Genomic DNA, 25,678 nt, shown 5'->3' on the forward strand with positions numbered 1-25,678 from the left:
ACGTTGCCGTAGACCCACACGGATGCCGTTTGATACGATAAATTCAAGAAGTCAAAAAGAGGAGGATCATGGTGGAAAACACCTCTAAAATCGCTTTTTTATCAGTGATAAGCAATTCTCTGGTCGTCATGCTCAAAATAGCGGTAGGCATGGTAACCGGGTCTGTCGCAATACTTTCCGAAGCCATTCATTCTCTTTTAGATCTGATCGCCGCCTTCATCGCGTTTATTTCCGTCAGGATTTCAAAAAAGCCGGCTGATACAGGGCATCCGTACGGCCATGGAAAGGTCGAGAATCTGTCCGGAACGATCGAAACAATGCTGATTTTTGCGGCGGGGATTTGGATGATATATGAATGCGTTCAAAAACTGGTAAACCCGGAGCCTGTTCATCTGCCGGTATTGGGAATCGTTGTGATGCTTGCGGGAGCTCTTATTAATTTGATCGTCTCGAAATTAGTAAAAAGAGAAGCTGTAAAGGTTAATTCCGTGGCAATGAAATCAAATGCCCTGCACTTACTGACTGACGTGTACACATCATTAGGCGTAGCGGCAAGCCTTTTGGTCGTTACATTAACGAAGTGGTACATACTTGATCCGATTATAGGTATGGTGCTGGCGGTGTATATCATATATGAAGCGTTTAAATTAATGAAAGAAGCATTTCCGCCGCTGATTGACACCCGTTTGTCAGAGGAGGAAGAAAAAACAATTTTAGAGATTATCGAAACATTCCATCACGAATTTATTGAAATTCACGATTTTCGCACAAGGCGGTCCGGCCCGCAGGAGTATATTGATTTTCACATGGTCGTGGCGTCTCACGTGACGATTAAAGACGTGCACGACTTGTGTGACCGCATTGAAAGGGATATTACGGATGAATTTAAACAAGCACAGGTGATGATTCATCCCGAGCCGGAGAGTGAAAGGAAAAAATAAATCAGTTCTTGTATTTTGCGTTTTAACAGAGAGGCCCGTTTACACGGGTCTTTTTGTTATGTAAATGACTATTTCTATCACGGATTGAGAGAGAAGCTTATACAAGAGAGACTTTCATTTCATACGTTATGGTGTAAAGAAAAAGGGAGGTGAATACGATTGAACGCTATTTCTGTTAAAGAAATTGAACATGGAGTCGCCGTTGCTCATAGAGAAGGGTTAGGGGAGTATTTGCACCAAGAACCGGTTTCCAGAAAAAGCAAGCGCCGTTCACGCAGCCAAAAACGGACGCACCGGACACACCGTTCGCGCAGCAGAAAACGGACGCACCGGACACACCGTTCGCGCAGCAGAAAACGGACACACCGGACACACCGTTCACGCAGCAAAAAACGGACACACCGGACACACCGTTCACGCAGCAAAAAACGGACGCACCGGACACATCGTTCACGCAGCAAAAAACGGACACATCGCACAAGACGGTCCCATCAGAAACGCCGCTCTTCCCGCAAACGCTGTTTTAAATGCTGACTGTAGAAACGATGATATATGATCTGCTATAATGGCAATAAAGGGACTGGATAAAAACTCCAGTATCACCTGCGGACACTGAACTGACAACATGACGCTGTTTGTTCGTGTCCGTTTTTGATTTTTGAACAACATGCCGAAGGATAAAACAGGAAGGGATGACGCCGAATGAAGCTGAATGAGGAAATGTATCAAGACTCTGAAGGAGAAACAATCTATTCGCAGGATATCAGCAGCAAGCTTTTGCATATTACGGACAGCGGGCATATCAGCGTTGACTTCATCAGCATAAGCAGGCTGCGGAAGGCTTCGAAAATCGCGATCTTAGGTGACAGCGTCGCCCGGGGGCTGCGTGCGAAATACAGCTTTGGTGACATTCTGAAAGACCGGACAAACGCCGAAATCACCAATCTGTCTGTCAGCGGCGTCAATATGAGTAACAACGGAAACGATAACATTTATCAGCAATCGCTTAAAACGTCGGGACAAGATGTCATTATCGTGCAGGGAACAGATGATGATTGGTGCGGCCACATCCCCATCGGCACAGATGAAAAAGATATCACTTCATTTTACGGAGGTTTCTGCCAAGTCATTCAGCAGCTCCGCAACAGAAATAAAGGCGCGAGCATCATTGCAGTGACCCCGACGAAACAGGCGAAAATGTCAAACGGAAAAATCGTCCGCCGTGATACTGATAAAAATAAACTGGGTTTGAAGCTGGCTGACTATGTGAAAGCCCAGAAAGAAGCCTGCACCCTGCTTTCTGTACCGTATGCCGACCTATTTGATACAGATCTCATCGACCCGTATAATCCCGCTTTCCGTAAAATGTGCATGTCAGAAGGCCTTCATCCGAACGAGACAGGGCATCAAATTATCTTTCAGGAAATCTGCCGAAATTTTTATTATTACTACGGATGAAACAGCACTGAAAGGTTATTTTCGGCTTTTCTCTTCTAAAAGCTTAATCATTCTTTGAGTTGCACGCCGTTGCGCTCTTAAAAGCGAGACGATATTTCCGGTAAAACCGATTAAAATGATAAGCAGAAAAATGATTATCCACATAAGCGAACCCCCCGTCGAGTGTTGAAAAACCCACTCTTTATTTTACTTATTATGGATGAGGGAGAGAATAGGTCTAACTATTGGTGTTTCTTTATAAATCCATAAAAAAATGCACAGACTGAACTGGTCTGTGCATTTTTATTCGCTTATTTCAGCAGATTCAATGATTCGCGATTAAAGGCTTCCAAATCGTCAGGTGTTCTGCTTGTTACAATGTTATGGCTGACAACGACTTCTTCATCTTTATAATTTGCGCCGGCATTGATTAAGTCTTTGCGGATGCTGCGGTATCCCGTGATATCTTTTCCTTTCAGAAGGTCGGTATCAATCAGCAGCTGCGGGCCGTGGCAGATCGCAAAAACGGGTTTCTGATTTTCCACGAATGCTTTAGTAAATTCACCCGGGCGGTCATCTCCGCGAAGCAGATCCGGTGAAAAGCCTCCAGGAATTAATAACGCATCGAATTCAACGGCGTCTGCGTCTGAGATCGCTTGATCAATCTTTACTTTTTCACCGTGCTTGCCGGTCACTTCTTTTCCTGCTTCCAAATCTATGGTCACCACACTGTGGCCTGCTTTTTTAAATGCTTCTGCCGGGCTTGTATATTCAATATCCTCGAATTGGTCTGTTATCAGAACTGCGATTTTTTTGCTCATACGTCATGCCTCCTGTGTAGTTTGTATATGACAAGGATATCAGGCAGATCGCTCTCTCTCAACGTATTTGCTTGGAGATAAAACATAAAAAAGACCCCTCTGAAAAAGAGGAGCCAAAAGGTACGGAGGCCTGCTGAAACTTGCGTGTTTAACCTGAGATAAGGCAAGAAATCGAACCAATTACTTTTTGTGTCTTTTTTTATGCTTTTTACATCCGCATTTCCCGGGATCGCCCGGATCAATAACCTCATGAATTGTTTCTTTCTGATATACGTAAACCACTTCTTTGTCAGTATACGTGTCAGTCACAATATACTTAGGGTCACAGTAATATACTTTCGATTTTTTACCCATTCATCTCACCTCCCGTACTTTATTAAATGCTGACAACGGACAAGTACACCACGGCAAGTCCACATTTTTGGAGTTTGCCATAAGGGGCGGATAGTATCTGTATGGTTTTTCCTGAATTCGCTTCAAATTGGGATGGTTAACGCTTTTTAATCAGGGAAATTTATAAAAAAGAATTCAACATAATTCTTTTCTCAGTTCAACGAGATGCTGACATCTTTGGAGGGATTTCTGAATGCTCGATGAAAAAACAATTGAAATCGTTAAAAGCACAGTGCCGGTCTTAAAAGAGCATGGTGAAGAAATCACAGGACGATTTTATGACCTTCTGTTTCAGCATCACCCTGAGCTGCTGAATGTCTTTAATCAGACGAATCAAAAGAAAAAAACCCAGCGTACAGCTTTGTCGAATGCTGTGATCGCGGCCGCCGCCAATATTGACCGCTTGGAAAACATCGTTCCCGTCGTGAAACAAATCAGCCAAAAACACCGGAGTATCGGAGTTAAGCCCGAGCATTACCCAATCGTTGGCAAGTACTTGTTAATCGCGATAAAGGATGTGTTAAAAGACGGAGCTTCTCCTGAGGTCATTCAGGCATGGGAAAAAGCATATGGCGTCATTGCAGACGCATTTATCGGGATTGAGAAGGAGATGTATGAACAAGCGGAAACACAAAAAGGCGGCTGGAAAGACTATAAGGTGTTTAAAATTGATAAAAAAGTAAAAGAAAGCAAAGAGATCATGTCTTTTTATTTAAAACCGGAAGACGGACAAGTTCTCCCCGAATTCAAAGCGGGACAATATATCAGTGTAAAAGTATACATTCCGGATACGGGTTATACACATATCCGCCAGTACAGCTTATCCGATGTGTCCGATAAGGATTATTACCGGATTTCCGTTAAAAAAGAAGGGGTTGTTTCCTCTTATCTGCATGACCAATTACATGAAAAAGATTCAATTGAGATCAGCGCTCCGGCCGGAGACTTCATATTAGACCCTGATTCCAAAAAGAATCTTGTTCTCATCAGTGCCGGTGTCGGAATTACCCCGATGATCAGCATGTTAAAGACGGTTGCCGAAACCCAGCCGCAGCGCAACGTTCTCTTTATCCATGCGGCAAGGAGCGGCGAGTATCATGCGCTGCGGCATGAAGCGGAAGAAGCCGCGGAACATTCATCCGTTGACACCGTCTTTATTTACAGCGAGCCGTCCGAACAAGACCGTTCAGAAAACATTCGCTTTCGGGAAGGCCGGATTGACAAACAGCTGTTAGAAGAAGTGATGACAGAAAAAGATGCTGATTTTTACCTGTGCGGATCACCGTCATTCATTAAAGAAATGAAAAAGCTGATTTCTGAATTCAATACACCGCCGGAATCGATTCACTATGAATTATTCGAACCGCAGCTGAGTATGGTGTGATTGAAGAAGGAAGGCCGATGATTTTAATGTATGAAGCACCCGGATTGGGTGCTTTTTTTATTCTGTGAATCATCGGGAACTTCTTAAGTTCGGTTTAGAAATTTAAAATGATTTTATAGTCACCATTACTGGCTTTATTTCAAGTGCAGTTTATTGTGATAGTGTGTTAACATGATTTTTATATTTTTGATAATATATGGGTGGTTAAAAATAACACCTTGAATGAGGCAGATGGGGGAAAACAAAATGACTACTGAGAAAATTATTATTTTTGACATTATGATGTACATCGTTTTCGGTGTGGTAAGTGTTTACTTAATTTCGCAAACTAATTTTGGACCTGATGCGTTGATTTGTATTATTGTAGTTTATCTTGCTGTTATCGGGTACAAAGTCAAACAGTTAGTCAGTCGGGATGATTCTTAGGTTGCGTTAAGGGGATTACGAAAAGTGAAAAGGAAAATTGGTCAGGGTTTAACAATTAAATAGCAAGCATAGTTGGCGAAAAGCCGATAGTTATCGAAGCAAGAAACGATTTATATGAAAGTAGCACTTATAGCGGAAAATATAGAAAGGTTTTTCTCCATAACAGAGAATTTTTAGGGAAGGATATTAAAGTAGGTAAATCATATTCAAAGTCGTATTATCCTAAAAAGACAAAGTTTTTTATGTCCCAACATACTTCGGTAGCCGGTTGGAAAGGTTCACTTCCTGATACTTCCACTAGAACGTCGGCTCCTGCTCTTGCGAATAAAATAGCAATGCTGTATCCGGAGATAATAAATACTCACAGCAAAAAAACAATGCCTTTACCGGCTAAAGCAAATTTCCCGGTTGTACCTGTCGATAAAAGAACTAAATGGGATAGCAGAACGGATCGAGGTAACTATATAAAGAAGTATATCGACACATACGGTGATCCAAAGTGGAATTGGAGTTCATTCGATATTCTCCATGTGCTTCCGCTAAAGTAAGGGGGAAAGAATAACTTTAATAATTTGTATCCTCTCCCTCGTGATATGCATCAAAACCTATTAAATCCTTGGTGGGATAAATATTAATAAGTAAGAGGTGGCTCAATGGCAGTTTTTGTTGAAAAAACGCTCCAAGGTCTAAAAGAATTAATTGATGAAAAAGGCCGCTTGAAAATTTTAGGTAATGAAGGAACGCTTTTAGAAACAGAATGTACTTTCTCTAAAGGCGCAACAGATCTGGAGATTGAGAGTTTTGAGAAGAAAATAAAAGTCTCACTTCCTGAAGATTATAAAACCTTTTTAAAATTGCATAACGGAGCCAGAATATTTGAATCGTTGATTTACGGTGAGAATGTAGGTGGGGGTTTGCATATTCTTAATTTAGAAGAGATTGAAAAGTATATGCAAAATGATTTTTTAAAGCCTCAGTTTATTCCCGTCGCACATCTGTTAGACGGATGTTATTTGTTAATTGACAAAACCAAAATGTCCATAGATCCAAACTATTTATGGTTCCGCGGATTTATTGAGTATGAACCAATGCAACTTAATTTTGAGATATTTTTAGATAGGTATATTTTATCTCAGGGATCAAGTTTTTGGGAATGGAATATCTATACTGCTGAGAATTATTACAGAACTCACCAGAGTGATGAGCTTTAAATCATCCGTATACGGCCGATTTCAGCCCATCAAAATAACCAGCAGGAACAATAATGCCTTATAAAAGAAGCATTGAATTTCCTAAACATGCTATTTTAGCCGAGGAGAAAATGAGGCACCTGGAGGGATTATAATTGAAAAAAATGATTCTTTGTGCAGCCCTAATCTTTGTTACGTTAAGTGGTTTAGCTGCAGTTAAGATTAATCAAGAATCATCAGATGTTAAAATAACAGAGCGCCCGGTCGGTACTTTAAAATTAGCAGAGTGGCCAGTTGGCACATAAAAAAGCCCCGGACAGGGGCTTTTTTTAATAAAGAGAGGGGGCATCTGTCCACCATTCTGACAGCCCAAAAGAAAAACCCTAGAAATGTTGATATAACAACGTTTCTAGGGTCTAATCCAATGCTCTTTAAAGAGCATTTCAATTAACGAGAGTAGAACTCAACGATAAGCGCTTCGTTAATTTCCGGAGCAAGCTCAGAGCGCTCTGGAAGACGAGTGAATGTACCTTCAAGCTTTTCAGCGTCGAAAGTAAGGTACTCAGGAACGAAGTTGTTTACTTCTACAGATTCTTTGATGATAGAAAGGTTTCTTGATTTTTCGCGAACACCGATTGTTTGACCAGGTTTTACTTGGTAAGACGGAATGTCAACGCGGCTTCCGTCAACAAGGATGTGACCGTGGTTAACTAATTGGCGTGCCTGACGGCGAGTGCGCGCAAGACCAAGCTTGTACACAACGTTATCAAGACGTGCATCTAAAAGAATCATGAAGTTTTCGCCGTGTTTACCAGTCATTTTTGCAGCTTTGTCAAACAATGTACGGAATTGACGTTCGTTTACACCGTACATGTGACGAAGTTTTTGCTTTTCTTGCAATTGCAAACCGTATTCTGATAGTTTTTTACGCTGTCCCGGACCGTGGGGACCTGGTGCGTAAGGGCGTTTTTCTAATTCTTTACCTGTACCGCTAAGAGAGATTCCTAAGCGGCGGGACAGTTTCCATGATGGACCTGTATAGCGAGCCATAATGTGACTCCTCCTTTGGTTTTATTTTGTGGAAAATAAAAACCGTCTGTTCGATCCGACCGTGCACATTTTGTTTTCATGTATCCTCGCTCCAGCAGCAGAGAGTTACACGATACACCTTACAGCTAAGGAACAAAATGCAAACACAGAAGCTGAACAAAAAGGCTGCAATATTTCACACAAAGAACATTATATGATTTTTCTCCGCCGCCGTCAACCATTTCTCCATGAAGACTGCCGGTTTATGATATAATGTACAAAAATGAGTAGTACATGTTTAGGTGATAAAAATGAAAAAACAAACAATCGATGAAGTGACGGCCTTTCATCAGAAAATGCTTTCTTTTTTCTTAACGAAATCTGAATCCGTCTCATTATCCGACTCGCTGTTATGGCTGGCCTCAGCTCTAGAATCCTGCTTTACATCTCTTTCATTGACCCTTTCACCGGCTGAATCAGCACGTTTCACCATAAAAACAGAAGAGGAACCGAATTATGCTCCGCTGAAAGAGAGTGACGGCCGTTTTATGATCAGGAATCAGACGTCCGGCAGATCCTTTTATCTGCGCACGGAAGGCGGGCTGCCGATCCCGGAATCATTGCCTGAGCTCGTTACTCAATTTATCAATCAATCTGTGAGACAGAGCGGGCTGTTTGACAAAACAAAGCATCAGCGGAAAATCCACAGAATGACAGAAATGTTCCATTCGCTTTTAGATCAGGATGAAGTATTGGAAAAACTGCAGGCGAGTTTGAGGAAGGCTTTCCAGTCTTTCCGTTTTTCACTGTTCATCTCGCAGGACCAGGATACGGACAGACAGCTCCCCGCAAAAGAATTGCATATGGACGGAGAAGACGCCGATCAGTTTGCCCTGCAGGTGTTTTTATCAGGCAGAATGCTCAGGAAAGGCAGGTCATCTGCTTACCTGCCGATCAAAGGCCAGCAGGGGACTTACGGGGTTCTGAAGACGGAGGGAATGCAGGACGCCGCGCTTTCGTGCAGCACGCTGAGTGAAATGCTGCTGCTTACAGGCGCAGCGGGAAAAGCATTTGAAAATGCGCAGCTGTATGAGCAATCGAAAAAAAGCATTGCGAATCTGGAGCTCATTAATGAAACATCGCGCCAGCTGAATCAGCGTCTCAGGCTCACTGATACGATGCGGGAGCTCGCCGCCATCATGACCCAATCGTTTTACGCCGAAGAAGTGGCTTTTTTTCATATTGATCATTTTGAGACGCAAAATCTGCTTCCCGGACATACCGCCTTTTTTAAGACAGAACGCGCCAACCCGTATATCAGCATTGTGAAAGAAAAGCTGTTCGAGGGAGAAAAGGGTGTGTTTATCGGCAGCGGAAAGAACGTATTCGGCGAAAATGGCTACGGTTCGCTGATGGCGGTGCCGATGATCGAAAATGACACCGTCTTCGGATTTGCGATTTTATTGAAAAAGGATTTGTATGCTTTTACGTTTGAAATGTATAAGCTTTTTCAAGCGCTCATTCACCATGCGACATTGGCTGTAACGAACTCCATGCTGCGCGACAGGCTTGAGCATCTTGTTCAGACAGATCAGCTGACGGAGCTGTATTCAAGAACCTATTTAGATGAGAAAATTCAATACAGCATGAAAATCCATAAACGGGGTGTATTTATCCTCGTTGATATTGATAATTTCAAACACATTAATGATACATACGGACATCAAACGGGAGATTCGATCCTCATTCAGGTGGCCTCCGTTATGAAAAACCATATCCGGGAGCACGATGTTGCCGCGAGATGGGGAGGCGAAGAGCTGGCTGTCTATCTGCCGAACATCAACGTGTCATCCGGAGAGCGCATTGCCAAAAGGCTCGTCCGCGCCATCCGGGAAAACACCGAGCCGCGAGTAACGATTTCCTGCGGCGTTTCCTGCTGGTCAAAGACTGGCCCTAAGCCGTTGAAAATGCTCGTTCAGCAAGCGGACGAGGCGCTTTATATCGCCAAACGGAGCGGTAAAAACCGGCTGATCATCCATCAAAACAGCACGGCGACGTAAAAAAGGAGCCGGCCTGCGGGCCGAACTCCTTTTTTATCCTAATCGTTTTTCAAGCGTTTCAACAAACTTTGCTAAATAGGTTTCGTCCGTTTCATCAAAACGGTTTTTCACGGGGCTGTCAATGTCCAGCACACCGATCACTTCTCCGTTTACGCGGATCGGGAGGACGATTTCTGACTGGGAAGCCGCGTCACAGGCAATGTGTCCCGGGAACGCATTCACATCGGCAATCCGCTGCACGGCGCCGTTGGAGTAGGCAGTGCCGCATACGCCTTTGCCGAACGGAATGCGCACACAGGCAGGAAGTCCTTGAAATGGTCCGAGTACAAGCTCGCCCTCTTTAGCGAAGTAAAACCCCGCCCAATTGACCTCATGTAATGAATGGTATAAAAGCGCTGACGCATTCGCGTAATTTGCGATCGCATCCGTTTCATCTTCTGTCATGGCTTCGAGCTGTTTAAGCAGAAGCTGATAACTTTTTTCTTTATCTCCGGACTGTTTTTCGACATGAAACATGGAAAACCCTCACTTTTTCTATAATATCAAACAAAGTTCCGGCCGTTCTGCCGGCATTTGTCGAGAAGTTCTTACAGGAACGGCGCCTTTCTGCTTGAATTGTAAACACATAAAGGGGTGAGCCGTATGAAAGTAAGCACCAAAGACAAAATTATTAACGCCGCTGTCCTGCTGTTTAACCAAAAAGGCTATTCCGGCACGTCCGTCCGTGAAATCGCAAAGTCAGCTGATGTAAATGTTGCGCACATCTCCTACTATTTTAAAGGGAAAGGCGGATTAATGGAACATTTAGTTTCCGAGTTTTACGAAGGCTATACTGAAGCGCTGGAAAAAGCCGCCGGCAGTGTGAACGGTGAAGACGCGCAGGAACGCATCCTGCGGGTGATTTTCGATATTTTATCCTATCAGCACGATCATCGTCAATTAACACGTTTTGTGTATCGGGAAGTGACGATTGATTCCGTGCTTATCAGGGAAATTATGTCTACTTACTTAATGAAAGAAAAATATATTTTCCAGCTGGTGATTGAAGAAGGGCAGTCACGCCACAAACGGCTGACGCTGCCCGTGCCGCATTTTATTCTGCAATTGAAATCCCTCTTGATGATGCCGTATCTCCAGCCTCAATATATTACGGAGGTGCTCTATATGCAGCCTCATGAGCCGTACTTTTATAAAAGGTATTTTGAAGAGGTGAAGATTTGGATCGAAAGCGTGTTCCGCCGTCCCGATGCGGCGCTTATGAAGTGACGATGCTTTTGTACGTTTCATAGGAACTGCCGACATCTTCCGCTTGATGGGCATCCGACCCGAATATGAGCGGGATTTTTTTTTGCTTCGCCGTCTCAGCCATCCAATCCTCTATATATACTTCCCCGGCAAACTTCTTTCTGAGTCCGGATGTATTCACATCCAGCTCCATTCCGTGCTCTTTCACGGCGTCAAGACAGCGGGCCGCAAGCTCTCTTATTTGAGGTGACATGCTGTAAGGGAAAAGGCGCGCGAATTTTTTGACGAGCGTGATATGGCCGACCCGTTTTGGCTTAAATGGTCCGAGCGGTGTTACAATGGAAGAATACACGGTTTTATAGTATTGCTCATATACGGCTTCAACGCTGCCGAAGTGCGCGGCCAGCTGCTGAAACGCATGCTCATCAAAATCAAGGCATATATAAGACGGACCGGCCTTCAAAAAATGAACGGATAAAATGCCGTCATCCAGTGAGGGGCCGTATGTGTTAAGAAACGCCGCGGTTTCTTCTTCATACCCTGTGATAAAATCGGTTTCAAGCCCCGTCAGAATGCTGATCTGCCCCTTGTATTCCTTTTTCAGCTGTGACAGCCGCTCCAAATAAGCCTCCATCTGTCTGAGATCCATTGCGCTGTCTTGAAGCGGTACAGGATCTTGAAAAGACGGGGGAAGGGGGGCATGCTCTGTAAATGTGATCGAGTCAAAGCCTTTTTCCAGGGCTTTTTCGACATATTGTTTCAGCGTGTCTTCCGAGCCGTGAGGGCAAAAAGGCGTGTGGATATGAGCGTCTCGTTTTTCCATTTGTGTCACTCCATTAAAAAATTGCAGAATCCTGCCGAAATTATGCAAAAAGTTTTTGATTTCTGGTCAAAAAATGTTGGTTACATGGTATCATAATAACAATGAAAACGACAGATTTTCTCAATACATATATTGAAATCTTTCTGAATACATAAAACACCCTGACAGATTAAGAGAACAACAAGGGGGCTCATTATGGAGTTAGTCATCGGATTATTGGTTATACTGCTCGCGCTCTTTGCGGCGGGCTACTTTTTCAGGAAAAAAATTTATACGGAAATTGACCGGCTGGAGTCATGGAAGATTGAAATTTTAAACCGTTCGATAGTGGAAGAAATGTCCAAGATCAAACATCTGAAAATGACCGGAGAGACGGAAGAGTTCTTTGAAAGATGGCGTGAAGAGTGGGATGAAATTGTCACAGCCCATCTGCCGAAAGTAGAAGAGCTCCTTTATGATGCCGAAGAGAACGCCGACAAATACCGGTTTAAAAAGGCGAATCAGGTGCTTGTCCACATCGACGACCTCCTCACCGCCGCTGAATCAAATATAGAAGGCATACTGCGTGAGATCAGCGACCTTGTGACGAGTGAGGAAAAAAGCCGCGGAGAGATTGAACAGGTGCGTGAGCGGTATTCAAAAGCGCGGAAAAACCTTCTGGCGTACAGCCATCTCTACGGTGAGCTTTATAACAGCCTGGAGACGGATCTCGATGAAATTTGGAGCGGCATAAAAGAGTTTGAAGAAGAGACGGAAGGCGGCAATTACATCAAAGCGAGAAAAGTGCTGCTTGAACAGGACCGCAGGCTGGATCAGCTTCAAACATACATAAATGACGTTCCGAAACTGCTCGCGGACTGTAAACAGACCGTGCCGAACCAAATTGCCAAGCTGAAAGACGGCTACCGGGAAATGACGGAAAAAGGCTACAAACTGGAGCATATTCAAATCGAAAAAGAGCTGGAAACACTCACAAATCAAGTGAAACGGGCCGAAAATGCGCTTTTGGAAGAATTGGATGTCGACGAAGCGTCCGCCATTCTTCAGCTGATTGATGAAACCATTCAATCGATGTATGAACAGCTGGAAGGCGAAGTGGAAGCCGGTCAGTCCGTCTTAAGCAAAATGCCTGAACTGATCATCGCGTATGAGAAGCTTGAGGACGAAAAAGAGCGCACAAAAGCCGAAACAGAGCTCGTCAAGGAAAGCTATCAGCTGACGGCGGGAGAAATCGGCAGACAGAACGCGTTCGAAAAACAGATGGAAACAATCGGCAGGCTTCTTGAGCAGGCGAGAGAAAAACTCGACGGTGAGCATGTCGCTTACTCACTGCTGATTGAGGAAGTCGAAGCCATCGAAAAACAGATGGAAGAGGCTCAGAAAGAACATGCCGAATACCGTGAAAATCTGCAGGCGCTCAGAAAAGAAGAACTGCAGGCGCGGGAAACGCTGACGTATCTTCGGAAAACCATTTCTGATACGGCCAGAATGCTGCAAAAAAGCAATGTGCCGGGGATTCCCGAGCAGGTCAAGGACAAGCTGGAGACGGCAAATCATCATATAGAAGAAACCGTCAGCCAATTGGAAGAGCTGCCGCTGAACATGGAGGAAGCCGCCAAACACCTTACCGAAGCTGAAAAGATGGTTGAAGAAGTCAGCGAAGAGGCGAAGGAACTTGTCATTCAGGTGAAGCTTATTGAGCGGATCATTCAGTACGGCAATCGCTTCCGAAGCCAGAACCACATTTTATCTGAACAGCTGAAAGAAGCTGAACGGCTGTTTTACGCTTACAGCTATAATGAGGCTTATGAGATGGCAGCAGAAGCTGTTGAAAAAGCAGCTCCCGGCGCCGTAAAAAAAATTAAAGCTGATCAATCCGCTTCATAGCCGTACAGGCAAAAACTGCTCCTCTGATGTACATCAGAGGGGCAGTTTTTTTGTTTCTCACGGAATATAAAAAGCGCCTGCGGCTGATATCGTCAAGCCGCAGACGCTGAATGTTACGATTTCACTTTATTTAATTCGATAGGAGGGCTGGTAAAAAGCGTGATAATGCAGCCGATGAGCGCTCCGGCGATCCCGGGAAGCACCCAGCCGATTCCCATGTTGTAAAGCGGAAGATTTGCGTTTAAGAATGAATCTAATGATCCGAGCGGAATGCCGGCTGCCTTCAAGCCGTCCAGAATGCTGAAGAGCCCGGTTCCGATCAGGCAGGCGATATAAACTTCCCGTCTTTCCTTAAAGATTTTATCAATAAAGGAAAGGACGATAATGACAATCGCCAGCGGATAAATGGCTGATAAAATAGGAACTGAAAATGCAATGATCTCAGCAAGCCCGAAATTTGAAATCGCCAGGCTGAAGAGCGTGACAATCGTAACCACCATTTTGTATGATAAAGCGGGAATCAATTTTGAAAAATATTCGCCGCAAGATGTAACAAGCCCGATGCTTGTCGTTAAACACGCAACGGTGATGGCAGAGCCGAGAACGATGTTGCCCAGTGAACCGAACAGGTAATCAGATGAAGCTGATAAAATCTTTGCGCCTTCGCCGAGCGGCCCTACAGCGTCCGTGCTTGTCGCTCCCAAATAGGCCAAAGATAAATAAATGAATGTCAAACCTGCCGCTGCTATAAGACCCGCTTTAATACAAGCGGCCGCGAGCGCTTTACGCTGGGTGACGCCCCTGCTTTTAACAGCGTTGACGACAACAACACCGAAGACGATCGAAGCGAGCGCATCCATTGTTTTATAGCCTTCCAAAAATCCTTTGAATACCGGTGTTCCGGAATATGCCTGATGTACGGCGCCCAGTCCGCCCATCGGAGTGACAATGGCTTTTACGACAATGATTAAAATAATACCGAATTTAATAGGAGTCAAAATCTTTCCGACTCTGTCCACGATTTTGGAAGGATTAAGAGCTAAATAATACGTAATGGAAAAAAAGATTAGCGTGAAAACAAATAACGACAGTCTTTCGGGAACACCATGCAAAAACGGAACTGCACCGATTTCATATGAAACGGTTCCGGTTCTCGGAATCGCAAAAAGCGGTCCGATTGATAAATAAAGCACAACGGTGAAAATAGTGCCGAATACCGGATGAGCTTTATCGGCAAGCCCTTTTGCATCTTTACCCGTTAATGCGATGGCGATGATACCCAAAAGCGGCAGACCAACGCCGGTCAGTAAGAAACCGCCCATCGCTTTCCAGACATTATGCCCAGCCGCTTGTCCAAGCTCCGGCGGATATATCATATTTCCTGCCCCGAAAAAAAGTGCGAAAAGCATGAAACCGATAATAACGGTATCTTTGACAGGTAGTGAGTGTTTCATAAAAGTCCTCCTAAATACTATGTTGAAATATTCTGTCAATTAATTGTCAGACAATATAACAAAACGAACATTACTTATTATATGGCAATGTACAGAGAAGTCAATACTCGATTTATTGCGAATTTATATTTACTTTTGTTATGGTAGCATAAATATCATACGATGTACCGTTTTCATAAAAGGAGTAAAAAAAATGATATATTTAGACAACAGCTCAACGACCGAGCCGTATGAAGAGGTATTGGATGTGTACAAACAGACGAGCAGCCGGTATTTCGGCAATCCTTCGTCCCTGCACCGATTAGGAACTGAGACGGAACAGCTCCTTGAAGCTGCCGCTCAGCAAATAAAAAAAACCTTGCGTTTGAAAAATTATGATATTGTATTTACATCAGGCGCGACTGAAGCGAACAACGCTGCGTTAAAGGGAGCTGCCTGGGCAAACATGAGTAAAGGAAAACATATCATTGCTTCAGCGATTGAGCATCCTTCCGTGACGGAAACGCTTGATCAGCTGACAGATCTGTTTGGCTTTGAGGTCACATATCTTCCGGCCGACCAAGACGGCATCGTTTCTTTAGAAGATGTAAAAGCGGCCATCAGGCCGGACACAATACTCGTCAGTGTTATGCATGTTAATAATGAAGTCGGCTCCATTCAGCCCGTAAAAGAAATCGGAGGGCTGTTAAAACAGCACCGGAATATTCTGTTTCATGTTGATCATGTACAGGGCATTCATAAAGTCCCGCTGTCTATAGAAGAAGCGGGTATCGACCTTTGCACCATTTCAGGGCATAAATTTCACGGCTTAAAAGGAACCGGGGCGCTTATCGTCAAAAAGGGAACGCGGCTCATTCCGCTTATGACGGGCGGCTCCCAGCAAAAAGGCATCCGTGCCGGGACAGAACATACATCAGGCGCCGTTTCCCTTGCGAAAGCGGTCAATCTTTCTGCACGTGACATGAATGAGCGGCTTTCTTCTATGGAGGCGGCTAAGAATGCGCTGATGGAAAGGCTGAACGGGACGGAGGGGATCGTCATCAACACTCCCGTAAAAAACAGCGCCCCGCATATCATTAATTTTTCCGTTCCGGGCGTCAAGGCGGAAGTGCTGCTGCACATGCTGGAGGAAAAAGGAATATATGTCTCAACGACCGCGGCATGTTCGGCAAGAGAGCACAAGCCGAGCCGTGTTCTTCTGCAAATGAATAAAGGCGAACAGATTGCATCAAGCAGCATCAGAGTCAGCCTGAACTTCAGCCATACGGCTGATATTACAGAACCGTTTATGGCCGCGCTGGCGCCGGCTGTTCAAAAACTAAAAAAAATGATGAGGTAGCAAATGAATTACGATCATATTTTAATCCGTTTTGGTGAAATATCCACAAAAGGAAAAAACAGACGCAGTTTTATTGAGAGATTAAAACAGAATATCCGCCTGGTATTAAAGGATTATAAAAAGGTAAAATACTTTTCAAACCGGGATCGGATGTCAATTACACTTAATGGAGAAAACCCGGAGGAAATTTGTTCCTTATTAAAGAATATATTCGGCATTCAAAGCTTCAGTCTCGCCATTAAATGCGAAAGCAAGCTTGAAGAGATTAAAAAAACGGCATTAGCCGCGATGGAAGGCCAATATAAACCGGGGAATACGTTTAAGGTCGAGACCAAACGGGCTTACAAGCAGTTTGAATTAGATACGAACGCAATGAACGCTGAGATCGGCGGCCATATTTTGAAAAACACGGATGGATTAACCGTCGATGTGAAAAATCCTGATATTCCGCTTCGGATTGAAATCAGGGAGGAAGCCACATTCCTGACCATTCGTAATGAAAAAGGCGCAGGAGGCCTTCCCGTCGGTTCTGCGGGTAAAGCGATGCTGATGCTTTCCGGCGGTTTTGACAGTCCGGTCGCCGGATTTTACGCGATGAAACGGGGATTATCAGTGGAGGCCGTGCACTTCTTCAGTCCGCCGTATACGAGCGAACGGGCAAAGCAAAAGGTTATGGACCTCGCGGGATGCCTCGCAAAGTTCGGAGGCAGTATGACGCTTCATATCGTACCGTTTACAAAGACGCAGGAGCTCATCCAAAAACAAATTCCGGAAAACTATACGATGACGGCGACGCGGCGTCTCATGCTGCAAATCGCGGACAGAATCAGAGAAGAACGAAAAGCTCTCGCGATCATTACGGGGGAAAGCCTCGGCCAAGTGGCAAGCCAGACGCTTGAGAGCATGTATGCGATCAATGCCGTTACGGCAACGCCGATTTTGCGTCCTTTGATCGGAATGGACAAAACAGAAATCATCGAGAAATCAAAAGAAATCGGCACTTATGAAACAAGCATTCAGCCGTTTGAGGACTGCTGCACCATCTTTACGCCGCCAAGTCCGAAAACACGCCCGAAAAAAGAAAAAATCGAGCATTTCGAAAGCTTTGTTGATTTTGAACCGCTGATTGCAGAGGCGGCAGCCGGTATTGAAACTATTACTGTTTACTCGGAACAAGAAGCTCACGATAAATTTGCCGGCCTGTTTTAGAACTGTATACAATTACCAAAGTTTTTTTGAATGAGGACATGTGTTTTATCACATTCTATACTCACAAGGAGGTGATACACATGTCACAACAATCAAACAGCGGAAACAGCAACCAGCTTTTAGTGCCAGGAGCTGCACAAGCTATCGACCAAATGAAGTATGAAATCGCTTCTGAATTCGGTGTAAACCTTGGACCGGAAACAACTTCTCGCGCCAACGGTTCTGTCGGTGGAGAAATCACAAAACGTCTTGTTTCTTTTGCTCAGCAAAGCATGGGCGGAAGCAGCCAGCAGCAGTTTTAATCACAACTTCACATAATGGCTAAGAGAGCGGGGAATTCCCCGCTCTTTTTTCATGAATAAAGCTAGAAGGCATGAAGCAATTTATGCATATCTTTATTGTTACGTCCTATGTTTATGTATAATAGGGAAAGAAAGTGAGGAGTTGTTCGTGTTAAAACGAGAAGATTTAATCGCCCCAAAGAACTATAACCTAGTAAATGAAATCGAAAAGTTCAGCCGTTCCAAAGAGAAGAACGCGCTTATTTGGGAAGATCAAACAGGCAGCAAGAAAGTCTGGACATATGAAAAACTGATGGAAGAAACGAATAAAATCGGAGCCCGCCTGAAAGGTCTCGGATTTGAAAAAGGCGATAAGCTGATTGTCATGGTTCCGAGAGTGCTTGAAGCGTATGCTGTGTATTTAGCGATCTTAAAAGCGGGGATGGTCGTCATTCCTTGCTCGGAGATGCTTCGCGCCAAAGATTTGGACTACCGCATTAAACACGCCGAAGTGAAAGGCGTTATCGTTTATCCTTCATTTATAAACGCGTTTGATGAGGTGAAAACCGATCAGCTCGTGACATTGGCCATTGGTGAAAATGATGCCGGCTGGAAAAACCTCTTAACGATTGAAGCGGACGGAGACAGTTTTCAAACCGCTGATACAACTAGAGAGGACATGGCGTTTTTATCCTATACTTCAGGAACGACCGGCCAGCCTAAAGGCGTTGTACATACACATGGCTGGGCTTTTGCCCATTTAAAAACATCCGCCGGTGCATGGCTGGATATTTCTGAAGACGATACAGTCTGGGCCACCGCGGCGCCCGGCTGGCAGAAATGGGTATGGAGCCCGCTGCTTGCCGTTCTGGGAAGCGGCGCAACAGGATTTATTTATCACGGCAGATTCGACGCCAAGACGTATCTGGAGATGCTTGAGCGCCATCAGATCAATGTCTTCTGCTGTACGCCGACTGAATACCGCCTGATGGCCAAGGTGGAGGAATTGGACAAGTATGACCTTTCTGCCCTTCACAGCGCAGTTTCTGCGGGTGAACCTTTAAACCGGGAAGTCATTGACATCTTCCAGAAACATTTCGGCATTAAAGTGAGAGACGGCTACGGCCAAACGGAGAGCACTCTGTTAGTCGGCGTCCTGAAGAATATGGACATTAAGCCCGGAAGCATGGGGAAACCGACACCGGGAAATCAAGTAGAAATTATAAACGATGAAGGCGAAATATGTGAAATAGGCGAAACGGGCGATATCGCCGTGCACTTGAGCACACCGGCCTTATTCAAGGAATATTATAAAGACCCTGAAAGAACGAAGAAGCAGATTCGCGGAGATTACTTTTTGACAGGCGACCGCGCGAAAAAAGACGAGGACGGCTACTTTTGGTTTGAAAGCCGCAATGATGACATTATCGTCAGCTCCGGATATACAATCGGGCCTTTTGAAGTGGAAGATGCGCTCGTGAAGCATCCGGAAGTGAAAGAATGCGCCGTCGTGGCGAGCCCGGATGAAATCAGAGGTTCAATCGTAAAAGCTTATGTCGTTTTACAAAACGATGAGAAGCGCAGTGACGAACTTGTTAAAGAACTGCAAAACCACGTAAAAACGATTACGGCGCCTTATAAATATCCGAGAGAAATTGAATTTGTCGAAAGCCTGCCGAAAACGGCATCCGCAAAAATCAGACGGGTGGAGCTGAGACAGCGTGAAGAACGGCTGAAGGCGGATAAAAAAGCTTAATACAGAAAAAGGGTGAGCGGGGATGAAAGCGATTTGGCACGGCGGCACCATCTATACAATGCTTGACGAGAACCATGTCACTGAAGCCGTCTATACCGAAGACGGCATCATCAGACAGACGGGCAGCTTTCAGGAGCTCCGCGAGACATACGGTTCGCCTGATACGGAGGAAATCGACTTACATGGGGCTGTCATGTTTCCTGGTTTTACAGACAGTCATATGCATTTGATCGGACACGGTGAGAAACAGCTCCGCCTTGATTTGTCACAGCTGAAGTCAAAAGAAGCGATACTGCAGGCTGCAAAAGAAGCAGAGCGTGAATTGGAAGATGGCGAATGGCTGATCGGCGAAGGCTGGGATGAAAATCTGTTTGAACAGCCGGTTTATGTAACGAAGCATGACCTTGACCCGCTCTTTCCCGATCGCCCCGTCCTGCTGAAGCGGGTATGCAGGCACGCCGCTGCAGTCAATTCGGCCGCATTGCGCGCGGCGGGGATTACAAACGATACACCTGATCCAAACGGCGGGATTATCGTCCGGGACAGCGTCGGTCCGACAGGCCTTCTGCTGGATAAAGCCCAAGAGCTTGTGACTCAGGCTCTTCCGCCCGTCTCGCTTTACTATGTCAAACGCGCTCTTCAAACGGCAATCACGGACTGCTGGTCAAAAGGCCTGACCGGCGGGCATTCCGAGGATCTGGCATACTACGGAGACGCGTCCGTTCCCGTTGCCGCGTACGAGTCGTTAACAGGCAGCGGCCTGTTCCCTTTTCGGGCACATCTGCTTGTTCATCACGAAGCCGTCGACAGGTGGAGCGCTCTGGACAAAAGGACAGGGCCTTATCTGGAATACGGAGCGATGAAAATCTTCGCAGACGGCGCGCTCGGCGGCAGAACGGCCCTGTTGAAAAAGCCTTATCATGATGATCCGTCTGTTTCCGGCGTTCAGGTGCACGATGACGAAACCCTTGCCGCTCTTGTTTATAAAGCGAGAGAGAAAGGGATGGAGATCGCCGTGCACGCGATTGGCGACCTTGCATTTGAAAAGGTGCTCGATGTGATCGAAAGATACCCGGCAAAGCCCGGTCAGCTAGACAGGCTCATTCATGCGCAAGTATTAGATCACGGTTTGATGGAAAGAGCCGCCCGGCTTCCGATCGGCCTTGATCTTCAGCCGCATTTTGTGGCCAGTGATTTTCCGTGGGTGATTGACAGGCTCGGAGAAGAGCGGATGAAAACCGCTTTTGCCTGGAAAACCCTGCTGTCGAAAGGGCTGCTGTGCGCCGGAGGTTCAGATGCCCCGATAGAACCGGCAGATCCCATTCTGGGCATTCAATCGGCTGTGCTCCGTACAAGCAAGCAGCACCCGGAAGGTCCGGCCTATTATGAAAAAGAGTGCCTGACCGTGTACGAAGCCATTCAGCTTTACACGGAGGGAAGCGCGGCAATCATCCATAAAGAACATAGCCGCGGACGGATAGCTTCCGGCTATGATGCCGACTTTACCGTTCTCAGCGGCGATCCGTTTAAAACGGACCCGAAAAAGCTTCATGAATTGGAAGCTGTCAAAACCGCCGTCGGCGGCCGTATCGTATATGAAAAAGAGGACAGGCGTTAATGCCCGTCCTCTTTTTTTATGATAAAAATGAGCGCTTTACTTTTTCCCAGAAAGAGTTGTCCTTCAGTTTGACCGTTTTGATTTTTTTATCGGATAGTGTAATCTCAACCTTTTTGACATTTCTCGTGCTGAGCGCTTCATTATCAAGTCCGATAATCGGATGCTCATTGCCGTCCTGCACCACCTGCAGTGTCAGCTTCCGGTCCGCGCTTAAAATAAACGAAGATCCGAGGGTGCGGTATGTGTTGTTATTCAAAGAGGCCAGTTCGGATACCTGCATGCAGGAAATCAAAGGGTCAACAACAGCGCCTGAAACGGATTTATTGTAGGCGGTGCTGCCTGTCGGGGTGGAAATGATCATGCCGTCGCCCCTGAAGGTCTCAAAGTGCAGATCATCAATTAACACATCCATCACAAACGTTTTAATAATGCTTGAACGGATGGAAACCTCGTTTAAACAGTGAAAATGATTGCTGCCGTCCACTGTTACGTGAATGAGCGGGTATTTTCTGACCTCAAGCTGTTCCGCGGTCATGCTGTCCGCCATTTTTTCAGGCTCATCGCTGTGAAAATCACAGTACAAATGGGCTTTTCCTTTTTTAGCGATGCCGACATACAGGCAGTCATCACGGAATCCGGTTTTTCTGACGGCCTGCAGAAATGAGCCGTCGCTGCCGATGCTGGCGATAATCCCGGCATCCTCCGGTTGGGCCGCAACTGTAAAACCGTGCGATTTGGCAAGCTGCTTCAGAGAGCTGACTTGTTCTTTTGTTTCGTTGTCTTGTTTGTGAAAAAAATAAACATTGCGGCGAAGATCGGTCATATCTCCATTCCCCTTTGCTGTCATATTTACGTTTTTCTCCCATCAGATATTGTGTTAAAATACCTGTGGCAATAGTGTAACATGTTTCCTGTTTATCCGTTAAGTGAAAGCGCTTCATGAAAAAAGTGAATCTTTTTTTCCAGGAAAACGTACGAATAGTGACAGAAAAGGAGGCAGAACAAATGAATGCAAAAAGATGGATTGCGCTCGTCATCGCCATCGGCATTTTCGGCGTATCAGTCATTGCAAGTGTGACTGTCGGGGTGCTGAAAAATGTCGGAGATACAGGGTCTGACTTTGCATCCCTGACAGATGACACAGAGGAAGTGACGCTTGATAAGGGAAGTCCCGGCAGTAAAATCGCCGTGCTTGAAGTGGACGGCACGATTGAGGATAACGGGGAGTCCGCAGGCCTGCTCAGCTCAGGCGGGTATGATCACAGATCATTTTTAAAACAAATAGAGCGTGCGAAAGAAGATAAAAGCGTCAAAGGAATTGTCCTGAAAATCAATTCCCCAGGCGGAGGCGTGTACGAAAGCGCGGAAATACATAAAAAACTGGAAGAACTAAAGAAAGAAACGAAGAAACCGATTTATGTATCCATGGGCTCCATGGCGGCATCGGGAGGCTACTACATCTCAACGGCCGCTGATAAAATCTATGCTTCACCGGAAACGCTCACCGGCTCACTCGGCGTCATCATGGAAAGCGTCAATTATTCTAAGCTCGCTGATGAACTCGGCATCAAGTTTGAAACCATCAAAAGCGGCGCGCATAAAGACATCATGTCACCGACCCGCGACATGACGAAAGAAGAAAGAAAGATCATGCAGACGATGGTCAATGATTCTTATGAAGGATTTGTCAATGTCATTTCAAAAGGCCGGCACATGTCAAAAGCGGATGTGAAAAAAATTGCCGACGGCCGTGTTTACGACGGCAGACAAGCGAAAAAAATCGGCCTCGTTGATGATCTCGGTTTTTACGATGATACGATCAGCGCGATGAAAAAGGACCATAAAAATATGAAAAACGCTTCAGTCATCACGTACGAGGAAGGATTCGGATTAGGCTCGCTCTTTTCCATGAGCGCAGCGAAAATGTTTAAAAGCGAAATTGATTTTCTGAATATGAAAGAGCTCATTTCGCAATCCGGTTCGCCGCGGATGATGTATCTCTATGCAAAGTAGGGGGGAAGAAAGAATGGACGCAACTTACGAAGGCTTTCACGGCAAAGAAGAGGAAGCCGAGCAACACGGGACGCTCGACCCGGCTTACGCGGGCTTTTGGATCCGGTTTTGGGCGTTTCTTCTCGATTGGCTGGTGATCTGGGGGCTTAACCATATCATCGTTTCACCGGTGTTCACACTGATGAATTTACCGAAAACAAGCGGAATGTTTACAATCTCAGCCTATTCCGTCACAACTTTGATCGTCTACCTCGCCTATTTTGTGTTCATGACAAAATGGTTTCATCAGACACTCGGCAAAATGGTCTTCGGGTTAAAAGTCACTTCTTTGACGCCCGGAAAACCGCTGACATGGGGCACCGTCATTTTCAGGGAAGCAGTGGGGCGTTATATCGATAAAATCTGGATTCTTTATATTGTCATTGCGTTTACGCCTAAGAAGCAGGGAATTCATGATCTTATTGCCGACACAACGGTGATTCACGAAGCACTGTACCGCAAATAAAAGCAATAAACCCGGATAAACATCCGGGTTTATTTTTTTTTGTTTTGGCGATAATGCAGCTAAGGAAGTGAAGCTTATGGGATATGCCGCAGCAGCTGTTATTCTCATTCTCATTTTGTTCTGGCTGCTCATGAGGATGAAAATCCATCTGACTTTCGAATATCTGCATGATAAAGATAACGACAAAATGACGTTTAAACTCTCTGCCTTATACGGGCTGATCCGTTTTAAAAAAACGCTGCCCGTTATTAAAGTAAACAGCGAAGATGCGTCAATTGATGTCAAGCAAGACACAAAATCTAAAATAAAGGGTCAGCAAAAAGAGAAGAAAAAAATCACATATGAAGATGTCAAACAGACCATTCACAGAATAGAAATGATTCTGCAGCAGGTCGTCAGAATGCGTCAAATCGGCGCCTCATTTCTTGCGGGAGTCCGCGTGACGAAGTTCGAATGGGTGACGGTTATCGGAATAAAGGACGCCGCCGTTACGGGAATCGCCGCCGGCGGCTTGTGGGCCGTAAAGGGAGGCATTACGGCGTTGCTGTATGACCATCTGCGTTTTATACATAAACCGGTGTGCGAAGTCATTCCGTCTTTTCAAGTGCCTGCATCCAAGACGCATTTGCAGTGTATATTCTTTTTTCGTTTTGGACATCTTATAGGTGCAGCTTTCAAATTGCTCAAATACGGGCGGAACGGACTTTCTATCATACGAAAGAAACAGCCGGTTCCGGCTGCTTCAAAGAATGATTCATCAGTTTAAGGAGGAGCGCACATGGCAGACCATCCCATTCAAGGTTTAATGAAAACCGCTATGGAAAATTTGAAAGAAATGATCGACGTGAATACAATCATCGGTGATCCGGTTGAAACGCCTGACGGCAGCGTAATCTTAACGGTTTCAAAGGTCGGCTTCGGATTTGCGGCGGGCGGAAGCGAGTTTGGAGCAAAACCGGCTGAAAAAAGAACCGAGGACGACGAAAGAAAAGAGCAGAAGCTCCCGTTCGGCGGCGGAAGCGGCGGCGGAGTATCCATTACGCCGATTGCGTTTCTGATTGTCGGAACAAACGGCGTGCGTATGCTTCATTTAGACGAGAACACCCATTTGATTGATAAACTGTTAGACTCCGCGCCTCAAACGATTGAACGCATCCAGCATATGTTTAAAAAAAATGAAAAAGGCCGGAACCAAAAAAGAACGGATATTGATTTATAACAGAAAAGTTAACTGCCGCCCGCAGTTAGCTTTTTTTACGATGCGGCATAACCTTTGCAGTTTGCATAAAACTCGACTATGATAGAGCTATACATAGATAAGGGAGGAATCAGAATGGCTGAGATTACATTTAAAGGCGGAGCCGTGACGCTGATCGGACAAGAAGTGAAACCGGGTGACCAAGCTCCTGACTTCACGGTTTTGACAAACGGATTAGAAGAGAAGACATTAGCAGATATGAAAGGGAAAGTAACGATCATATCCGTTATTCCTTCCATTGACACGGGCGTATGTGACGCGCAGACGCGCCGCTTCAACGAAGAAGCAGCAAAACTCGGCGATGTGAACGTTTATACAATCAGCGCCGATCTCCCGTTTGCACAAGCGCGCTGGTGCGGAGCGAACGGAATCGACAAAGTTGAAACATTATCGGATCATAAAGAGATGTCATTTGGTGAAGCATTCGGTGTTTACATCAAAGAACTTCGTCTTTTGGCGCGTTCCGTATTCGTTCTTGATCAGGACGGAAAAGTCGTTTATGCGGAATACGTAAGCGAAGCGACAAACCACCCGAATTATGAAAAGCCTATCGAAGCTGCAAAAGCGTTAATCAAGTAAAGAGAGAAAAAGAGCTCCGGGTGCTGCCGC

27 protein-coding genes are annotated in these 25,678 nt (G+C 45.3%); 19 read left to right on the forward strand and 8 right to left on the reverse strand.

Going from position 1 to position 25,678, the window contains the following annotated elements; translation table 11 throughout:
* The first annotated feature begins 68 nt into the window (after positions 1-68).
* The 3 genes from Y79_RS0115820 (at position 69) to Y79_RS0115830 (ending at position 2,399) form a co-directional block, all read left to right on the forward strand.
* Positions 69-941 carry a cation diffusion facilitator family transporter gene (locus Y79_RS0115820; protein ID WP_016938559.1) on the forward strand — a complete coding sequence of 291 codons (873 nt, stop codon included), beginning with the start codon at positions 69-71 and terminating at the stop codon, positions 939-941.
* 159 nt (positions 942-1,100) lie between these two features.
* Entirely contained in the window at positions 1,101-1,475 is a 375-nt protein-coding gene (locus tag Y79_RS1000000121315; RefSeq protein WP_016938560.1) for a CotG/ExsB N-terminal domain-containing protein, read from the forward strand.
* A 168-nt stretch (positions 1,476-1,643) separates the two neighbouring features.
* Positions 1,644-2,399, forward strand: coding sequence for an SGNH/GDSL hydrolase family protein (locus Y79_RS0115830; protein ID WP_016938561.1), 756 nt, complete (start codon positions 1,644-1,646; stop codon positions 2,397-2,399).
* 15 nt (positions 2,400-2,414) lie between these two features.
* Here Y79_RS0115830 and Y79_RS1000000121845 read toward each other — a convergent pair whose 3' ends face one another.
* From Y79_RS1000000121845 to Y79_RS1000000121530, 3 genes are all read right to left on the reverse strand, one after another.
* The gene (locus tag Y79_RS1000000121845) at positions 2,415-2,543 is read right to left on the reverse strand and encodes a hypothetical protein (RefSeq protein WP_016938562.1); all 129 of its coding nucleotides are present in this window, start codon (positions 2,541-2,543) and stop codon (positions 2,415-2,417) included.
* A gap of 146 nt (positions 2,544-2,689) precedes the next feature.
* Entirely contained in the window at positions 2,690-3,199 is a 510-nt protein-coding gene (locus tag Y79_RS0115840) for a type 1 glutamine amidotransferase domain-containing protein (protein WP_016938563.1), read from the reverse strand.
* 180 nt (positions 3,200-3,379) lie between these two features.
* Positions 3,380-3,553, reverse strand: coding sequence for a hypothetical protein (locus Y79_RS1000000121530; RefSeq protein ID WP_016938565.1), 174 nt, complete (start codon positions 3,551-3,553; stop codon positions 3,380-3,382).
* A gap of 232 nt (positions 3,554-3,785) precedes the next feature.
* Here Y79_RS1000000121530 and hmpA point away from each other — a divergent pair, with 232 nt between their 5' ends.
* The 3 genes from hmpA to Y79_RS1000000121535 all read left to right on the forward strand — a co-directional run bounded on the left by hmpA (position 3,786) and on the right by Y79_RS1000000121535 (position 6,897).
* The gene (gene hmpA, locus Y79_RS0115855; RefSeq protein WP_016938566.1) at positions 3,786-4,976 is read left to right on the forward strand and encodes an NO-inducible flavohemoprotein; all 1,191 of its coding nucleotides are present in this window, start codon (positions 3,786-3,788) and stop codon (positions 4,974-4,976) included.
* Positions 4,977-6,055: 1,079 nt separating this feature from the next.
* On the forward strand, positions 6,056-6,613 hold the full coding sequence (locus tag Y79_RS0115870) for an SMI1/KNR4 family protein (protein WP_016938568.1): 558 nt from the start codon (positions 6,056-6,058) through the stop codon (positions 6,611-6,613).
* Positions 6,614-6,756: 143 nt separating this feature from the next.
* Positions 6,757-6,897 (forward strand): hypothetical protein, encoded by a 141-nt coding sequence (locus tag Y79_RS1000000121535; protein WP_232904915.1) that lies wholly within the window; start codon positions 6,757-6,759, stop codon positions 6,895-6,897.
* A gap of 142 nt (positions 6,898-7,039) precedes the next feature.
* Here Y79_RS1000000121535 and rpsD read toward each other — a convergent pair whose 3' ends face one another.
* Positions 7,040-7,642, reverse strand: coding sequence for a 30S ribosomal protein S4 (gene rpsD, locus Y79_RS0115880; protein WP_003152406.1), 603 nt, complete (start codon positions 7,640-7,642; stop codon positions 7,040-7,042).
* A gap of 290 nt (positions 7,643-7,932) precedes the next feature.
* Here rpsD and Y79_RS0115890 point away from each other — a divergent pair, with 290 nt between their 5' ends.
* Positions 7,933-9,681, forward strand: coding sequence for a sensor domain-containing diguanylate cyclase (locus tag Y79_RS0115890; protein ID WP_016938570.1), 1,749 nt, complete (start codon positions 7,933-7,935; stop codon positions 9,679-9,681).
* A gap of 33 nt (positions 9,682-9,714) precedes the next feature.
* On the opposite strand, the gene Y79_RS0115895 is transcribed toward Y79_RS0115890, so the two are convergent.
* Entirely contained in the window at positions 9,715-10,197 is a 483-nt protein-coding gene (locus Y79_RS0115895) for a GAF domain-containing protein (protein ID WP_016938571.1), read from the reverse strand.
* A gap of 126 nt (positions 10,198-10,323) precedes the next feature.
* Here Y79_RS0115895 and refZ point away from each other — a divergent pair, with 126 nt between their 5' ends.
* Positions 10,324-10,947 carry a forespore capture DNA-binding protein RefZ gene (refZ, locus tag Y79_RS0115900; RefSeq protein WP_016938572.1) on the forward strand — a complete coding sequence of 208 codons (624 nt, stop codon included), beginning with the start codon at positions 10,324-10,326 and terminating at the stop codon, positions 10,945-10,947.
* Here refZ and hisJ read toward each other — a convergent pair.
* Positions 10,937-11,749 (reverse strand): histidinol-phosphatase HisJ, encoded by an 813-nt coding sequence (gene hisJ / locus Y79_RS0115905; protein ID WP_016938573.1) that lies wholly within the window; start codon positions 11,747-11,749, stop codon positions 10,937-10,939. The two genes, refZ and hisJ, sit on opposite strands and share 11 nt — an antisense overlap.
* A gap of 195 nt (positions 11,750-11,944) precedes the next feature.
* On the opposite strand from hisJ, the gene ezrA reads away from it, so the two are divergent.
* Entirely contained in the window at positions 11,945-13,636 is a 1,692-nt protein-coding gene (gene ezrA, locus Y79_RS0115910) for a septation ring formation regulator EzrA (RefSeq protein ID WP_016938574.1), read from the forward strand.
* Positions 13,637-13,749: 113 nt separating this feature from the next.
* On the opposite strand, the gene brnQ is transcribed toward ezrA, so the two are convergent.
* Positions 13,750-15,090 carry a branched-chain amino acid transport system II carrier protein gene (brnQ, locus tag Y79_RS0115915; RefSeq protein WP_016938575.1) on the reverse strand — a complete coding sequence of 447 codons (1,341 nt, stop codon included), beginning with the start codon at positions 15,088-15,090 and terminating at the stop codon, positions 13,750-13,752.
* Positions 15,091-15,283: 193 nt separating this feature from the next.
* Here brnQ and Y79_RS0115920 point away from each other — a divergent pair, with 193 nt between their 5' ends.
* The 5 genes from Y79_RS0115920 (at position 15,284) to Y79_RS0115940 (ending at position 21,293) form a co-directional block, all read left to right on the forward strand.
* Complete coding sequence (locus tag Y79_RS0115920) at positions 15,284-16,429, forward strand: cysteine desulfurase family protein (RefSeq protein WP_016938576.1); 1,146 nt, start codon at positions 15,284-15,286, stop codon at positions 16,427-16,429.
* 3 nt (positions 16,430-16,432) lie between these two features.
* Positions 16,433-17,638: a tRNA uracil 4-sulfurtransferase ThiI gene (gene thiI / locus Y79_RS0115925; protein ID WP_016938577.1), complete on the forward strand. Its 1,206-nt coding sequence runs from the start codon at positions 16,433-16,435 to the stop codon at positions 17,636-17,638.
* Positions 17,639-17,718: 80 nt separating this feature from the next.
* Complete coding sequence (locus tag Y79_RS0115930; RefSeq protein ID WP_007408043.1) at positions 17,719-17,940, forward strand: alpha/beta-type small acid-soluble spore protein; 222 nt, start codon at positions 17,719-17,721, stop codon at positions 17,938-17,940.
* A 148-nt stretch (positions 17,941-18,088) separates the two neighbouring features.
* A complete protein-coding gene (gene mbcS, locus Y79_RS0115935) occupies positions 18,089-19,675 on the forward strand; it encodes an acyl-CoA synthetase MbcS (protein ID WP_016938578.1) in 1,587 nt (528 codons plus the stop codon).
* 22 nt (positions 19,676-19,697) lie between these two features.
* On the forward strand, positions 19,698-21,293 hold the full coding sequence (locus tag Y79_RS0115940) for an amidohydrolase (protein WP_016938579.1): 1,596 nt from the start codon (positions 19,698-19,700) through the stop codon (positions 21,291-21,293).
* Between the two features lie 16 nt (positions 21,294-21,309).
* Here the strand turns inward: Y79_RS0115940 and Y79_RS0115945 are convergent, their stop codons facing one another.
* A complete protein-coding gene (locus Y79_RS0115945; protein WP_016938580.1) occupies positions 21,310-22,116 on the reverse strand; it encodes an NAD kinase in 807 nt (268 codons plus the stop codon).
* 182 nt (positions 22,117-22,298) lie between these two features.
* Here Y79_RS0115945 and sppA point away from each other — a divergent pair, with 182 nt between their 5' ends.
* The 5 genes from sppA (at position 22,299) to tpx (ending at position 25,648) form a co-directional block, all read left to right on the forward strand.
* Positions 22,299-23,306 carry a signal peptide peptidase SppA gene (sppA, locus tag Y79_RS0115950; RefSeq protein ID WP_016938581.1) on the forward strand — a complete coding sequence of 336 codons (1,008 nt, stop codon included), beginning with the start codon at positions 22,299-22,301 and terminating at the stop codon, positions 23,304-23,306.
* Positions 23,307-23,319: 13 nt separating this feature from the next.
* The gene (locus Y79_RS0115955) at positions 23,320-23,811 is read left to right on the forward strand and encodes an RDD family protein (RefSeq protein WP_016938582.1); all 492 of its coding nucleotides are present in this window, start codon (positions 23,320-23,322) and stop codon (positions 23,809-23,811) included.
* A gap of 76 nt (positions 23,812-23,887) precedes the next feature.
* Complete coding sequence (locus tag Y79_RS0115960) at positions 23,888-24,577, forward strand: DUF2953 domain-containing protein (protein WP_016938583.1); 690 nt, start codon at positions 23,888-23,890, stop codon at positions 24,575-24,577.
* Between the two features lie 12 nt (positions 24,578-24,589).
* Positions 24,590-25,030 (forward strand): GerW family sporulation protein, encoded by a 441-nt coding sequence (gene ytfJ, locus Y79_RS0115965; RefSeq protein ID WP_016938584.1) that lies wholly within the window; start codon positions 24,590-24,592, stop codon positions 25,028-25,030.
* A 114-nt stretch (positions 25,031-25,144) separates the two neighbouring features.
* Complete coding sequence (gene tpx / locus Y79_RS0115970; RefSeq protein WP_007408050.1) at positions 25,145-25,648, forward strand: thiol peroxidase; 504 nt, start codon at positions 25,145-25,147, stop codon at positions 25,646-25,648.
* Positions 25,649-25,678: the final 30 nt, after the last annotated feature.

This window comes from Bacillus siamensis KCTC 13613, assembly GCF_000262045.1.
In the GTDB taxonomy this organism is placed as follows: Bacteria; Bacillota; Bacilli; order Bacillales; family Bacillaceae; genus Bacillus; species Bacillus siamensis.

Bases quoted from the DNA above. Each gene is read 5' to 3' on its own strand.
- Y79_RS0115820 (WP_016938559.1), top strand. From the start codon at position 69: ATGGTGGAAAACACCTCTAAAATCGCTTTTTTATCAGTGATAAGCAAT.
- Y79_RS0115960 (WP_016938583.1), top strand. From the start codon at position 23,888: ATGGGATATGCCGCAGCAGCTGTTATTCTCATTCTCATTTTGTTCTGG.
- Y79_RS0115945 (WP_016938580.1), bottom strand. From the start codon at position 22,116: ATGACCGATCTTCGCCGCAATGTTTATTTTTTTCACAAACAAGACAAC.
- thiI (WP_016938577.1), top strand. From the start codon at position 16,433: ATGAATTACGATCATATTTTAATCCGTTTTGGTGAAATATCCACAAAA.
- Y79_RS0115840 (WP_016938563.1), bottom strand. From the start codon at position 3,199: ATGAGCAAAAAAATCGCAGTTCTGATAACAGACCAATTCGAGGATATT.
- Y79_RS0115940 (WP_016938579.1), top strand. From the start codon at position 19,698: ATGAAAGCGATTTGGCACGGCGGCACCATCTATACAATGCTTGACGAG.
- Y79_RS0115890 (WP_016938570.1), top strand. From the start codon at position 7,933: ATGAAAAAACAAACAATCGATGAAGTGACGGCCTTTCATCAGAAAATG.
- Y79_RS0115870 (WP_016938568.1), top strand. From the start codon at position 6,056: ATGGCAGTTTTTGTTGAAAAAACGCTCCAAGGTCTAAAAGAATTAATT.
- sppA (WP_016938581.1), top strand. From the start codon at position 22,299: ATGAATGCAAAAAGATGGATTGCGCTCGTCATCGCCATCGGCATTTTC.
- Y79_RS0115955 (WP_016938582.1), top strand. From the start codon at position 23,320: ATGGACGCAACTTACGAAGGCTTTCACGGCAAAGAAGAGGAAGCCGAG.
- Y79_RS0115930 (WP_007408043.1), top strand. From the start codon at position 17,719: ATGTCACAACAATCAAACAGCGGAAACAGCAACCAGCTTTTAGTGCCA.
- Y79_RS1000000121535 (WP_232904915.1), top strand. From the start codon at position 6,757: ATGATTCTTTGTGCAGCCCTAATCTTTGTTACGTTAAGTGGTTTAGCT.
- rpsD (WP_003152406.1), bottom strand. From the start codon at position 7,642: ATGGCTCGCTATACAGGTCCATCATGGAAACTGTCCCGCCGCTTAGGA.
- Y79_RS1000000121845 (WP_016938562.1), bottom strand. From the start codon at position 2,543: ATGTGGATAATCATTTTTCTGCTTATCATTTTAATCGGTTTTACCGGA.
- Y79_RS0115895 (WP_016938571.1), bottom strand. From the start codon at position 10,197: ATGTTTCATGTCGAAAAACAGTCCGGAGATAAAGAAAAAAGTTATCAG.
- ytfJ (WP_016938584.1), top strand. From the start codon at position 24,590: ATGGCAGACCATCCCATTCAAGGTTTAATGAAAACCGCTATGGAAAAT.
- Y79_RS1000000121530 (WP_016938565.1), bottom strand. From the start codon at position 3,553: ATGGGTAAAAAATCGAAAGTATATTACTGTGACCCTAAGTATATTGTG.
- refZ (WP_016938572.1), top strand. From the start codon at position 10,324: ATGAAAGTAAGCACCAAAGACAAAATTATTAACGCCGCTGTCCTGCTG.
- brnQ (WP_016938575.1), bottom strand. From the start codon at position 15,090: ATGAAACACTCACTACCTGTCAAAGATACCGTTATTATCGGTTTCATG.
- hisJ (WP_016938573.1), bottom strand. From the start codon at position 11,749: ATGGAAAAACGAGACGCTCATATCCACACGCCTTTTTGCCCTCACGGC.
- tpx (WP_007408050.1), top strand. From the start codon at position 25,145: ATGGCTGAGATTACATTTAAAGGCGGAGCCGTGACGCTGATCGGACAA.
- Y79_RS0115920 (WP_016938576.1), top strand. From the start codon at position 15,284: ATGATATATTTAGACAACAGCTCAACGACCGAGCCGTATGAAGAGGTA.
- ezrA (WP_016938574.1), top strand. From the start codon at position 11,945: ATGGAGTTAGTCATCGGATTATTGGTTATACTGCTCGCGCTCTTTGCG.
- Y79_RS0115830 (WP_016938561.1), top strand. From the start codon at position 1,644: ATGAAGCTGAATGAGGAAATGTATCAAGACTCTGAAGGAGAAACAATC.
- hmpA (WP_016938566.1), top strand. From the start codon at position 3,786: ATGCTCGATGAAAAAACAATTGAAATCGTTAAAAGCACAGTGCCGGTC.